We start from the raw sequence: 13,752 nt of genomic DNA on the forward strand, positions 1-13,752 counted from the left end.
GCTCACGCTCCCAGCGGCGCGACGCGCGCTGCCTTGCCCGCTGCCTTGCCCGCCTTGCTGATGCTGTACTGCAGGGTGGACGGGGTCAGGACCGCGTCGAAATTGACCGGCTCCTGCGACACGCTGGCCACCAGCACCGCCGTGATCGAGAAGTTCAGGCGGTTCACCGAGTCGCCCTGCACCTCCAGGCTGGCGCGCACGTTGCGCAGGCGCGGTTCGTGGCACGAGATGGTGTCCTCGATGCTGGCGCAGATCTGAGCGCGGTCGGTGGGACTGGACAGGCAACGGTCGGCGAAATCGCCCAGCCCGTAGGTGACCATCGAGCGGCTGCATTCGGGGTAGGCCTTGAGCGCGCCTTCCTGGATGCTCGAGCGCGTGTTGAGCAGGGCCTCGAGGTCGCGCGCCACGGTGTCCTTCAGCTCTTCGATCGTCAGCCGCTGCGCCGCCTGCCTGGCCGGCCCGGCGCCCGGGGCGCGGTTCGGCATTCCCAGCAGGCGATCGAACAACCCCGGTGTATATCCCTTCATCAGGCTCCCCTCTGCCTTGCCGTGTGGATGGCAAAAAACGAAATTCGATGTTGCCATGGCGGGCAGCGCCAACGTTTGATCAACTTCACATGGGCAACCCTTTCCAGTTGTTATGGTTTATGAGGTATTAGATAAACCAGCCTCACATTGAGGGAAGGCAGAGACATGACCACTAAAGTTCTCTGGGGCGAAGGCCTGTTGTTGCGTCCCCAGCACTTCCAGCGGCAAGACCACTACCACGAGCAATGCCTCCACAAAAGCATCAAGGCGGTCCATCCCTATGCCTGGGGCGTCGAGACCTTGCAGGTCGACCGCGAGGCGCTGGCCAACAGCATGCTGCGCCTGCAGGCGCTGTCGGTGCGCTTCCAGGATGGCGAACTGGTCGATGCGCCGGACATCGACGCCCTGCCCGACACGGTGGACCTGAGCCTGCTGCCGCCATCGACGCAGAGCATCACCTATTACGTCGCCCTGCCCGGCATGAAGCCATTCAGCGGCAACTTCACGCCGCCCGGGCAGGCCAGCAACACGGCGCGCTTCGTGCAGGCCAACCAGGACACGCCCGACCTGTACACCCAGGCCGCGCCAGTGCAGCTCGCCTACCTGAAGAAAGCGGTGCGGCTGGTGTCGGAAGCGGATCCGCGCGACTCCTACATCCACTTTTCCCTGCTGCGCCTGCGGCGCGCCTCCAGCGGCGGCTTCGAGATGGACGACAGCTTCGTGCCGCCCACGCTGTCGGTTGGCGCCGCGCCGGTGCTGTTCCAGCAGCTGCGCCGCCTGCTGGACGCGCTGCAGGCCAAGACCGCCGCCCTGTACGGCCACCAGCGCGAGCCGAGCCGCAACGTGGTGGAGTTCCGCTCGGGCGACATGTCCTCGTTCTGGCTGCTGCACACGGCCAGCTCCGCGTATGCGACGCTGACCCACCACTTCAACCATCCGGCCCTGCATCCGGAGCGCCTGTACGAACAGCTGCTCGACCTCGCCGGCGGCCTGATGACCTTCTCCAAGAGCTGGCTGCTGTCCGACCTGCCGGCGTACCAGCACCACGACCCGGGACCGTCTTTCGCCAAGCTGCACGCGATCATCCGCGAGCTGCTCGACACCGTGATCTCGTCCAAGTACTTCGCGATCGCGCTCAACGAAGTGCGCCCGTCCTACCACATCGGCGCGCTCGACTCGGGCAAGATCGACGAGCGCACCACTTTCTATATCGCGGTGTCGGCGGCGATTCCCGCGGTGGAACTGGTGGACGTGGTGCCGCTGCGCTTCAAGGTCGGGGCGCCGGACGACGTCGAGAAATTCGTGCTGTCGGCGCTGCCGGGCGTGCGCCTGCAGTACGCGCCGCAACTCCCGGCGGCGGTGCCGGTGCGGCCCGAGACTTGCTACTTCGTGCTTGAAGCGAAAGGACCGATGTACGAGCGCATGCTCAAGGCCCAATCGATCTCGATCTACGTCCCGGCCGGCATGAAGGAACTGCGGCTGGAGTTGCTGGCCGTCGCCGCATGAAGGCGACACCGGAGTTCCCGACCCTGGGCGTGTTCGGTACGGGGCTGAGCCAGCACGCGCGCCTCGTCACGCTGGCCAGCGCCCAGGACAGCGGCTTGCCCGAGTCGCTGGTGGCGGAAGGCTTCAGCGGCCGTGAGGCCGTCAACGAACCGTTCGGCTTCGACGTCGACGCACTGAGCACTTCCACCGACCTCGACCTGGCGCAGTTCATCGGCGACGAGCTCACCATCGGTCTGCTGCAGCCGGACGGCAGCAAACGCATGTGGCATGGCCTGTGCACCTCGGCCTCGTGGCTGGGCGCGGACGGCGGCGTGGCGCGCTACCGCCTGCGGCTGGAACCGGCCCTGTCGATGCTGGCGCTGCGCCGCGACAGCTACATCTTCCAGGACAAGAACGTCCGCGACATCGTCTGTGAATTACTCGCGGATTATCCACAGGTGCAGTTTGACTTCGACATCACCCAGGAACTGCTGCCGCGCGCGGTCTGCACCCAGTACCGCGAGAGCGACCTGGATTTCTTCAAGCGCTTGCTGGCCTCGGAAGGCCTGAACTGGCGCTTCGAGCATGACCAGGCCGAAGATGCCGGCGATGGCACCCATGGACAGGCCAGGCACCGCTTGCTGATCTTCGACAGCCGCGCAAGGGCGCCGTCGATGCCGGGCGGCGATGTGATCCGCTTCCACGGCGTGCGCGCCACCGAGACCGACGATGCGATCGACGCTTTCCGGGCGCGCCGCAGCGTGCAGGCGAATGCCGTCGCGATCAGCAGCTGGGACCCGGCGCAACTGCTGGCGCCCGCCTATGAACACACGAGCCACCTGGATGCGGGCGAACTGCCACCGCTGCCTCTCTACGACGGCAGCGGGGAGCGCATCTTCAGCGAACGCGCGGCGGCCGATGCGCACAGCGAGCTGATGCTGCTGGCGCTCGAGCAGGACAACAAGCTGTTCGAAGGCAGCGGCGCGGTGCGCAGGCTGGCGGCCGGCCACGCGTTCCGGTTGACGCAGCACGAGCGCTATCCGGATGGCGAGAATGCCTTCACGCTGCTGTCGGTATGGCACGAAGCACGCAACAATGTCGAAACCGGGATCGCGGGCGCGTCCTCGTCGCGTGTCGAGAACGGCACCTACCGCAACCTGTTCGCCTGCGTGCGCGCGGCAGTGCCGCTGGTGCCGCGCCTGACGGCGGCGCCGCACCCGACCACGGCGCCGGGCCCGCAGTGTGCGCTGGTGGTCGGGCTGGCGGATGCGGTGTCGACCACCAACCGCGATCACCAGGTGCGCGTGCAGTTCGCGTGGCAGCGGGGTGCGTGTCCGAACGCGGGCGGCATGGCGCACAACACCGACGACCAGGGCTGCGCGCCGGGCAACGAGCGCTCGGGCACCTGGGTACGCGTGGCCGAGGCGCTGGCCGGTCGCAACTGGGGAACCGTGTTCACGCCGCGCATCGGCACCGAGGTGCTGGTCGACTTCGTCGAAGGCGACATCGACCGGCCGGTGATCGTGGCGCAGCTGTACAACGGGTCCGATTTGCCGCCGTTCCCGGCCGGCGTCGACTCGAGCGCCAACCATGCGGGCGTGCTGTCGGGAATCCACACCCGCAACTTCGACGGCAGCGGCTACAACCAGTGGCAGATCGACGACACGACCGGGCAGCTGCGCATGCGGCTGGCGACCAGCCTCGGCGCAACCCAGCTCAATCTCGGTTACCTGATCCACCAGGAGCCCGGCACGTCCCAACGCGGCGCCTACCGCGGCAGCGGCTTCGAGTTGCGCACCGACGCCTGGGCGGTGATCCGCGGTGGAGAAGGCGTGTTGTTATCCACACGCCCCCGCCCTGCGCTGGGAACCGGCGTCAGCTCGACGCAGATGGATGTGGCGGAGGCGGTGGCGCAGTTCAAGAGTGCGCAGGAGCTCTCCAGCAAGTTAGGAGACGCCGCGGCTGCGCAACAGGCCTTGTTCAGCAAGGATGCCTTGCAGGCGCAGGAGGAATTCATTGCGCAGATCGATCCGGCGGCGAAAGGCAAGCACGAAGGGGCGGTGAACGGGCAGGCGGCGTTGAAGGCCAAGCCCGGGTCGCGCGAACCCGATCCGTCCCAGCCTGTGGAAAAGTTCGGGGCGCCCATCGTGCTGATGGATGCGGCGGCCAGCATCAACTGGGCGACGCCGGCATCGACCGTGCTGTACGCGGGGCGGCACCTGCATTGGACCACGCAGTCGGACCTGCACATGACGGCAGGGCATACGTTGTCGTCGGTGTCCGGCGCGGCGACCAGCCTGTTTACGCATTCCGGCGGCATCCAGGCGATTGCCGCGAACGGACCGGTGTCGCTGCAGGCGCATACGGATGCGCTGGAAATCCTGGCGGACAAGGAGATCACCGTGATCTCGGTGAACGATTGCATCGAGATCAAGGCCAAGGAAAAGATTGTGCTTCAGGCGGGGGAGTCGTCGATCACGCTGGAGGGTGGGGATATTACGTTTGCGTGTCCGGGGACGTTTTCGGTGAAGGGGGGGCAGCATGTTTTTGATAAAGGCGGTCGCCAGACGGCCAATCTCGAGAACCTGCCCGGCGACCTCAGCGAAGAAGCCCGTAACTGGATCTCGCTCAACTATTTGGACGCTGAGATCGGTGAGGGAATTCCTGAGGTGGAGTACGAAATCCATTTCGATAAAGGGCCGGTCCTGACAGGGACGCTGGACAGGCAAGGGAAAGCACGCCATGAAAACGTCGACAACAAGACGGTGAAAAAGGTCGTCTACAAACCGCGTAAGCCGAAGGAAGAGAAACCGCATGATCCGCTGCAAACCTTGCTTGGTTGATCGAAGCATCTGTCCACTTTCTTCGTTGGAGTAAGCATGCCCGACATTAATCCGACACAGATGCGCGATGCACTTGCCTGGACGACGAACGAGCAGCGTCCTGAGGAAGAGGTTAGTTCCAATCCGTGGGAGTGGTTCTGGCAGGCAGTCCAGGGCGACTTCAACGAGAACCGATCGACGAGCCAGATCGTTGTCGACGCGGCGATTTCAATGATTCCGCTGGTCGATCAGATTTGCGACGTGCGTGACTTGATCGCTAACTGCAAGAAGCTCAAGGAAGACGCATCTGACACCTGGGGCTGGGTGGCGCTCGCCTTGACACTGATCGGCCTTGTGCCTTTCCTCGGCTCGTTCGTGAAAGGTGTTCTGAAAATCTTTTTTGCGTTTGTTCGCCGTGCTGGCGGCAACGCGATTATCCAGGCTGTAGACAAGGCTATTACGTGGGTTGTTGCACTACTTCGTCGGCGCGCCTTCCAGAAGTATTTGCGGGACCATAACATCGATGACGTTTTTTCCTGGCTTGCGAACGAGATCAAGAAAGTTAAAGCGAAGACTGGTGCCGCAGAGCTGATCAAAGCCTTCGATTCCGCCATCGCGACCCTACGACAGCTAAGCAGCAAGGTGTCTCATGTGCCGGTTATCGGTCCCAAAGTCGCTCAAGCATTGGAACAAGTGATGTGGGTACGCTCCCGGGCGACCGAAGGGATAGCAAAGGTCAATCTCACCATTGACGCCATTTTTGACGCAGTGATCATGCGTTTGCTGCGCGAAACAGCGCTGAGCAAGAAGGCGATTGTTAATCTGAACAATGTGCATTATCGAGGTGCATTGCCTGAAGCGACTGCGGTGACTTTAATGCGCCGCCCGCGCCCATGCCCGAAGTGGCTTAGCGAGGGTAGTGAGCGTCGATGGTCTGAAGCAAATCCAAAGAACTTCTCCAAAAGAATAGCAAGTAGGATTAAAAAAGGCTGGCCAACCTTGACGGAGCAAAATATCAAGTCTTTTCACAAATTAAGTGCTGATGAAATAAATGGACCAGCACGTCTTATTAGAATTTTGTCGCCAAACAGTCGCGCGATGAGCGATTGCTGGATTAGTGAGAAAATTTTTAATGACATTCAAAATTCTCCAGATCCACGCGCTGCTTGGCGAAGGTATTTGGCGGTTTGGCCTGATTGGAACGTGAACGGACAGTTTGTCGTCTATGATGTGAAGCCTGGGGAAACATTGAAAGTATGGAGTGGTCCGGCATCTAGCCAGATAAAAGATACGCTACCAGACAGGCATTTGGAAGGCGGATGGGAACAGATAGTATTCAATGTCGAAAGGAACGATCGACGCAACGACATAATGCGGTACTACAAGAAAAGCGATAAAAACACTCTAAATGAATCAATCAGCCAAGATGAATTTTTCAAATTACCAAATCCGAGCAGGAAGAATATCTGGGGATTCGACAGAAGATCACGCATCCAAACATAAGTGGACCTTTTGAAACCGGTTGGGGTTACACAGATTTTGATGGAACTGGATTCCCAGACAAAATTGGTTTACCTGCTTTACCTGGACAAGTAACCACTTTTAAGACATAAATCATTTCTTCGAAATTGCGAGCTATGAAATGACAGTACAAATATTGACTACTTGGCAAAAGAAGCAAGCGGCCCTGCTTTATTTTTTTGCTTCTGATGAATATTTGAAAGGCCTACATGAACGGGTGCGGGAACTTCAGAGGTTTGTTGACGAATTATTGGACAAGAGCCGTGAAGAAGGCCGGGATCGCTTTCTGCGGAGTTCCCAGTGGGACGATCGAGACACAAGCGAAAATTGGGCCAATCATGGTTGGTCATTTCTAGCAGATTTCGGAATATCAGTAGCAAGACATTTGGCAGATCGCACTTCAGAAATTTATCACGTAACAGGAGCTTATCAATGCGGTCGAGGAATGGCAGAGTTTTCAATGCAGTGGACTTTGCCTACCGAGGAAGAGCAATTCGATGCAATGTTTGCATCTATTACAGAATACGCCAGCTATATTGATGACACGATGGAAAAAGGCCAGATCGATGGGAGGTGGCAAGATTTTGGTTTTGCTTTAGCGTGGCAAAAACACGCATCAATGTTTCCCCAGCTTCCTAAGTTTAGAGTTCGTGAAGATATTAGTTGCAGAACAGGTGAGGTTCCACCAAAAACTGGTGTATATGTATCTTCCGAATATTCTGATGGTGCCCTGCAATTTGCATGGAATGGTAACGAGTATGGAGAACTCCTTGAGTGTTCCATCTTCAATGATCTGGGTCGGAAGGCTCTCACTACCGTTGGTAGATCTAAATTATGGTTGGATGAAGAAGCAATGCTTGATTTTGTTCAGAGGAACGCTAATGCCCCTGAGCTAACAGAGGATCCCTTTTATTCCGAGTCCTTCACACCGGATCTTGCTCCAAGTTTGGTTGCAAATAATGCTTTTACTTCGGCATCCTCAAAATGGTACTACGTCGAACTTCTAGAAGGCGAATTCGAGGAAATCGATACTGAAACCGATCAGCCAGAACATCAAGAACAACGCGTTGAAGCAGGAAAGCACTGTAAGACGAGCGGCTACTATTTCAGCCCGGCGTCTCCAGGATCACGCCGCTTTTTCGGTCAAGGCGACATGTTCCCAAAACTGGATTCCGCTTACGGAAATACGATATGGCAGTGGGATGAGAAGCAGGATTAGCTGCATTGGATACCTTAAACGTCGAGAGGAAAAACCATGGCAGGTCCATTGATCACGCTTGGCGACAAGACGTCTCACGGAGGCTCAGTCATTGAAGCCTCTCCACATAGCGATACAGGTGGTAAGGGAATCGCGCGCATGGGCGACAAGACGGTCTGCCCAAAGCACGGCCCTAACCCGATCGTCACCGGCGACACGACACTCATCATCGACGGCAAGCCCGCGGCACGCCACGGCGACAAGACCGCCTGCGGCGCTACCCTGATCGCCGGTCAGCAGGCCACTATCGACAACATCTGAGCGCCAGACATGACAACAACAACGACAACAGCACCGGCACGCCTGACTGCCGAGTGGTTCAAACTAGGCGCCATCATCGTCACGACCTTCGTGGTCTGCTGGGCTCTCACGGTAGGGTACTGGCGCATCACGCACCAGAATCCGGGAGCAGCGGAACTGGGACTGACGTTGCTCGTGCTGCCCCTGGGCGTGCTGCTTGCCTTCTGGGGCGCCCATCACGTCATCACGGCCCGTGCCGCTGCGGTTCCGGCCACGAGCTCGACGCCAGCCGCATCCTCGGCACGGGCAGATGCAGCGACAGCAAACACCCCTGTGCTGGCCATCGTCGGCACCGCGCTGCGCACGCCGCACGGCAGCTCGTCGGAAGAACTCGCCGGCGCCATCGCCGACAACGCGGCGCGCGCCGAGCTGGACAAGGAGCTTGTCGACGACAATGGTTTTCCGGTGATGACGGCGCGTTGCGACGACGCGCAGGACGAGATGCTGCAGGACGAGATCGCGGACTGGCTGTCCAGCCAGCACATGCGTGTCCATTTCACTGAAGAACAATGGCGCGCGCTCATCCTGGCAAGTGGCGTCGCAGCCGAGCTCGCCAGCCAGGCCGCGGGCGAGCTGATGCCGTCCGAGGGAACTCCGCCAACGCTTCAGCTCAGGCCAATGCTGCCCAATGACTGGGCTGTGGACGTCCGGCGTGCGATGAGCTTATGGCTCAAGCATACGGTCAGCCAGTACGGCTGGCCGGAAACCAGCATCGCCATCCCGGACATACACGTCCAAGAACACACTACCCCAAGCGCGGTACTGACGCAGCTGATGCCGGCCACAGCATCGGGCAACCCGCCCGTTGTCGGCCTGGTCATCGCCTGCGCCTCCCTGATCGGACAGGAAAGCGTCGACCGCCTGGCGGCCCAGTCGGCCCTGTTCACGTCCTCGCAAGCGCGCGGCCAGGTTCCTGGCGAGGGCGCGGCGGGATTGCTGTTGACGGACCTGCCGCTGGCGCAATCCTGCGGCGCAGATGCCGCGCTGCTCGGCCCCGTGGCCGAACGCCGCCGCGACAGCTCGGCCGATGACGCCCGCCGGGTCGATTCGACCATCTTGCTGGAGCTGAGCGAACAGGTGAGCAAGGCGGCGAGGCTGGAACTCGCCCAGATCGGCATGATCGTCGCCGATACCGCGCACCGCCCGAATCGTGTCCTTGAACTGATGGGCCTGAGCACGCCCGCTATTGCGCAAGTCGATGCGGCGGACGACATCGTCCGTATTGGCCTCGGCAGCGGCAGCTGCGGCGCGGTTCCCTTCGTGGCGGTGCTGGCCCTGGCACGCCATTACGCGCTCGAGCGCCAGGCGCCGGTCCTGTGCATCGGCAACGAAGATCCGATCCTGCGCAGCGCTACCCTGGTGCGTCCCCCGGCATGAGCCGGGGCGCCGCAAGGTTCAGACGTCGAGCGAATTGACCACCAGCTTGCGCTTGCCGTTCGGCGCCAGCGGAATGTCGTTTTCTTCCTGCAGCGAGATGTCGAAGAAGCCACCCCAGCGTTTCTGTTGCGCATCCAGCACGAAGGCGCGCTGTTCGTCGTTCAGGCTGCCGTGGCGCGGCACCACCGCCAGCGTGATCTCCCCCGGCTTCTTCTGCCGCACCTGATACAGGCGCACGAAGTCCCAGGTGACTTCGTCGATGACGATCGACAGTCCCGGGATGCGCTTGCCGCTGCGGTCGATCAGGTATTCGTGCCCGCGGCCATCGATGCCCGGGCAGCGGCCCTGCGCGTCGATCGGGCCGTAATCGTTGGTGCGGTAACGGATCAGGGGCATCACGTCGTTCCACAGCGAGGTGCCGACGATTTCCGGGCGGTCGCCGTCCATGCGGTTTTCGTTCCAGCCGTACAGCGGCTGGAACTGGTAATCCGAGGTGCCGCCCTCATCCACCTTCAGGAAGGCCAGGTTGGTTCGTTCCGACAAACCGTAGTTCAGCGACACCGGTGCGGCGAACAGCCGGCGGATCGACGCCAGTTGCGCCGGCGTCGCCGGTTCGGAAGCCAGCAGCACGGCTTTGACTTGCACGTCGAGCTCGCCGGACCGGAGCAGTTCGGCCAGCGCCGTCACCGAACTCGGGTAGCCATGCACGTACTCGGGCCGGAAGCGGTTGATGGCGTCGATGATGGCTGCCTTGTGCTGGCCGTGCACGTGGTAGGGCGACAGCATCAGGCGGTTGCCGACCACGCGCGCCGGCTCCTCGTGGGCCAGGCGACGGGCGTCGGCGCCGATGCGCAGGATGCGCGACTTGTCGAAAGAGAAGCCGAGCTTGCCCCATTCGTAGGTAAAGAAGGCTTTTTCGATGTCGGCCAGGCGCTTGGTGCGCCACAAGCCGATGCCCTGGCCCGAGGAACCGCCGCTGGTCGCGTACATCAGCTTCTGCGGATCAAGCCGACAGTCGAGGAAGTCGCGCTGTTGCGCCATCACCTCTTCCTTGGCCAGGAAGGGGAAGGCGGCCAGCACCTCGTGCACGGGTTCGTTCTTCGCCTGGTCGATGCCCAGCTTGACCATGCGCTGGTAGTAAGGCACGTGTTCGAGGGCGTGCACGAGGATCCGGCGCAGACGCTGCTCGGCCTCCAGCGCGATGGCGGCCTGGTCCTGCGCCAGCAGGTCGAGCACGCTGAAGAAGTCGGGGTGGTACAGCACGCGGCTCGGGATATAGCGGCGCCAGGCGTAATAAGGTTTGGCGAGCAGGTCGTGGATCGTCATGACTTACCCGTTCAGTACGCGCTTGAACTCGTCCGGCGACTTGTCGCCCAGGCCCAGCTTCTCGAGGGTACGCGCCTCGTCCCTGAAGTCGCGGTCCAGCAGGCCGCTGGCGATGACGATCAGCGCGTCGGCGGTCGGGGTCGGCACGCCCATCATGCGGCCGATCGAGGACAGCAGCGCCAGGCCCATCGGCACGTCTTCGGTGATGAAGCGCGTCTGCAGGGTATTCGGGCCCTTCGGTCCGCCTTCGCGCGCGTAGCGGCGGAACACGGAAATCGAGGGCTGCGACAAGTCCTCTTCGTTGCGGAACTTGCATTCGTCAAAGTAGGGCGAAGGCTTGCCGCCGGTGGCCGCGATGACGGCGTTCTTTTCGGCGTCGAGCTTGTACAGCAGATTCAGCACCGACGGCGTAAACGCTTCGCGGTACATCCAGAACTCGCCTTCCGAATACTCGATGCGGCTGGCCGACAGCAGGGTGCCGATGGTGTGCACGATCAGGTTCGGATTGTGCATCGCGGACTCGACCACATTGGTGCGGGTCGCCACATAGGTCGGGAACAGGCGGGCGGCGCGTTCCAGCCCTTCGGCGGCGCGCTCGCGCGGCAGGAAGGCCAGGGCGTTGCGGGTGTTGCGGAACAGGACGTTGACCACGCCCGGCTCGAGGATGCGCGCGTCGTAGGGCAGGCTCTCGCCCTCGGCCAGCAGGAAGCCTTCTTTCTGCTGGTAGGGCAGGAAGTAGCAGGACCCCATGTAGCCGGGGGCCAGCAGCACCAGCTGGTGCGCCTTCAGGTAGGGGCCGATCAGCTCGGCGATCTCGGCGTGGCACTGGGTCTGGGTGGTGATGATGATCGCGTCGGGGGTGACGGCGAAGGCTTCTTCCACGTCGCGGGTGGCCAGGGCGATCGAGGCCGTACTGGTCTCGCCGCCTTTCGGGTTGCTGATGAGCTTGATCGTGCGGGTATCGCGCACGGTATCGAAATTCTGGTCGTGCAGCGAGTGCGAGGTTTTCAGCAAGGCGACCCGGTGCCCGTCCTGTGCCAGGATCGCGCCCAGCGCGCATCCTGCATTGCCTGCACCTACCATTAACACGTTCATGCGTCCTCCATTCGACCGGCGAAGGGCACGACGCGACGAGCGTCAGTGCCAGGTTCCGCGAGGCGGCGGCCCGGTCATCGGGTTCATCAAAGGCGGCAACAGGATGTCCTGGAACGTCGCGCAAACGCTTCCCAAGAGAGGTTACAGTGCCTCTGCGCGTCACCGCACGAATTGAAAATTATCAAGAGAGCACGGTTTTCGGCTGCTCATCGATGAAATTAAGATAAGTTTGTTCAATTGGGAAGTCAACCGAATTCCTCCCTGTGCCCGGCAGCGGAAAATGTATAGACAAAGGAAGAAGAAGCCGTCTTTTCACGACAAAAACGCACATGACGCAGGAGAGAAAAAGGGCCGGCCTGGCTGCTCATCCACTCTGGCGCGCCGTGTTTCCGCCTTATACGCTTGGCACCACAAACTGCCGCTACGCATGTGCCGGAACTGCTCGCCGCTTTATACATATTGTTACAACAAAAAAGTTGGCCTGACACAAGGTAAAGTTACCCTATGTAAATTTTCGGGAGCCTGCCTTGCTTTCAATAAAACCACTCGTTGCAGCCATGCTGCTTGCTGGCGTACTCGCTGAGACACAGGCGGCCGATAAAATTGCCGTCGATGTGGCGCTGACCCAGGCCACGTTGATCGACGTCGCCAGCGGGACCCGCAGCAAGGGGCAAAACGTGCTCCTGAAGGGCGACACCATCGTCGCCGTGGTCAAGGACGCGGAACTGAAGCGCTACGCGCCCAAAAAAACCATCGCCTTGCCGGGTAAATACCTGATGCCGGGCCTGTGGGACACGCACGTGCACTTCGGCGGGGGCGAAGCGCTCATCGACGAAAACAAGCAACTACTTCCTCTCTATCTCGCGCACGGCATCACGACGGTACGCGACTGCGCGGGCGACCTGCCCGACACCGTGCTGGCCTGGCGCCAGCAGATCGCCGACGGCAAGCTGGCCGGCCCGACCATTTTCACTTCCGGTCCAAAGCTCGAAGGGCTCAAGCCGATGTGGAAGGGGACGATCGAAGTCGGCTCGCCCGCCGAGGTCGGCAAGGCGCTGGACAAGCTCCAGGCCATGCACGTCGATTTCGTGAAGATCACCGAAAACACGATGACCCCGGAAACCTACCTGGCCGCGCTGCGCCAGGCCAAGGAGCGCGGCCTGCGCAGCTCGGGCCACCTGCCGGGCCAGATCCCGCTGGCGCGCGCCTTCGAGGCCGGGCTGGGCACAGTGGAACACCAGAGCAACCTGCTGCGCGCGACGACGCCGCGCGAAGCCGAACTGGTGGAGCAGGTCGTGGCCGGCAAGCTGAGCGGGCGCGAGGTCATGCGGCTCAGCCTGGAGAGCTATGACGAGGCCACCGCGCGCCGCGCTTTCCGCCACATGGCTGCACAGGGCACGGCGGTGGTGCCGACCTTGTGGGGATCGCGCATCACTGCCTACCTGGACCAGGAAAGCCATCACGGCGACGACTACCTGAAATACATCGGAAAGGGCCTGCGCGCGACCTATGAGTGGCGGGTCGAGCGCGCCGCGAAGGACGGGCCGGAGGCGGTCGCGCTGCGCCATGCCATCTTCGAGAAATCGGCCCAGCTCCTGCCGCTGCTGGCGCAGGAGGGCGTGAGCATCATCGCCGGCACCGACGCCGGCTTCCTCAATTCGTTCAACTATCCGGGCCAAGCGCTGCACGACGAGATTGCCCTGTTCGTGCGGTATGGCCTGACGCCGCAGCAAGCCCTGCAAAGCGCCGTGGTCAACGGGCCGCGCTTCCTCGGCAAGCTGGATCGCTACGGCAGCATCCAGAAGGGAAAGGCGGCTGATTTGCTGGTGCTGGATGCCGACCCGCTGGCCGATATCGGCGCCACCCGCAAGATCCGCATGGTCGTCAGCCGCGGCGAGGTGCATGACCGCGCACGTCTCGATCGCATGCTCGAAGAGACCCGGCGCAAGGTGGCGGAGAATCAGTGAAGTGATTCCTGGCTAGCGCTGTGCAGCCAGGTTCGGGCTGGCGGACACATTGCCGACGTCAATGGCACTGTTGA

At 61.5% G+C, this 13,752-nt stretch carries 10 protein-coding genes; 7 read left to right on the forward strand and 3 right to left on the reverse strand.

Annotated features, from left to right (window positions below; genetic code table 11):
- Nucleotides 1–2: 2 nt before the first annotated feature.
- Entirely contained in the window at nucleotides 3–527 is a 525-nt protein-coding gene (gene tssE / locus AB3347_RS07825) for a type VI secretion system baseplate subunit TssE (RefSeq protein WP_369091225.1), read from the reverse strand.
- A gap of 165 nt (nucleotides 528–692) precedes the next feature.
- Between tssE and tssK the strand changes: the two genes are divergently transcribed.
- From tssK to AB3347_RS07855, 6 genes are all read left to right on the forward strand, one after another.
- Nucleotides 693–2,033, forward strand: a complete 1,341-nt coding sequence (gene tssK, locus AB3347_RS07830; protein ID WP_369091226.1) for a type VI secretion system baseplate subunit TssK — start codon at nucleotides 693–695, stop codon at nucleotides 2,031–2,033.
- Nucleotides 2,030–4,855, forward strand: coding sequence for a type VI secretion system Vgr family protein (locus AB3347_RS07835; RefSeq protein ID WP_369091227.1), 2,826 nt, complete (start codon nucleotides 2,030–2,032; stop codon nucleotides 4,853–4,855). Before tssK ends, AB3347_RS07835 begins: the two co-directional genes overlap by 4 nt.
- Before the next feature lie 36 nt (nucleotides 4,856–4,891).
- Nucleotides 4,892–6,337 (forward strand): hypothetical protein, encoded by a 1,446-nt coding sequence (locus AB3347_RS07840; protein WP_369091228.1) that lies wholly within the window; start codon nucleotides 4,892–4,894, stop codon nucleotides 6,335–6,337.
- Between the two features lie 139 nt (nucleotides 6,338–6,476).
- Entirely contained in the window at nucleotides 6,477–7,574 is a 1,098-nt protein-coding gene (locus AB3347_RS07845; protein WP_369091229.1) for a hypothetical protein, read from the forward strand.
- A 36-nt stretch (nucleotides 7,575–7,610) separates the two neighbouring features.
- Nucleotides 7,611–7,874, forward strand: a complete 264-nt coding sequence (locus AB3347_RS07850; RefSeq protein ID WP_369091230.1) for a PAAR domain-containing protein — start codon at nucleotides 7,611–7,613, stop codon at nucleotides 7,872–7,874.
- Between the two features lie 9 nt (nucleotides 7,875–7,883).
- Complete coding sequence (locus AB3347_RS07855; RefSeq protein ID WP_369091231.1) at nucleotides 7,884–9,290, forward strand: hypothetical protein; 1,407 nt, start codon at nucleotides 7,884–7,886, stop codon at nucleotides 9,288–9,290.
- A gap of 18 nt (nucleotides 9,291–9,308) precedes the next feature.
- Here the strand turns inward: AB3347_RS07855 and AB3347_RS07860 are convergent, their stop codons facing one another.
- Complete coding sequence (locus AB3347_RS07860; RefSeq protein WP_369091232.1) at nucleotides 9,309–10,616, reverse strand: hypothetical protein; 1,308 nt, start codon at nucleotides 10,614–10,616, stop codon at nucleotides 9,309–9,311.
- Nucleotides 10,617–10,619: 3 nt separating this feature from the next.
- Nucleotides 10,620–11,711, reverse strand: a complete 1,092-nt coding sequence (locus AB3347_RS07865; protein WP_369091233.1) for an NAD/NADP octopine/nopaline dehydrogenase family protein — start codon at nucleotides 11,709–11,711, stop codon at nucleotides 10,620–10,622.
- 614 nt (nucleotides 11,712–12,325) lie between these two features.
- On the opposite strand from AB3347_RS07865, the gene AB3347_RS07870 reads away from it, so the two are divergent.
- Nucleotides 12,326–13,678, forward strand: coding sequence for an amidohydrolase family protein (locus AB3347_RS07870; RefSeq protein WP_369091234.1), 1,353 nt, complete (start codon nucleotides 12,326–12,328; stop codon nucleotides 13,676–13,678).
- The last annotated feature ends 74 nt before the right edge of the window (nucleotides 13,679–13,752 follow it).

Origin of the sequence: Massilia sp. X63 (assembly GCF_041023745.1) — a bacterium.
Classification (GTDB): Bacteria; Pseudomonadota; Gammaproteobacteria; order Burkholderiales; family Burkholderiaceae_D; genus Telluria.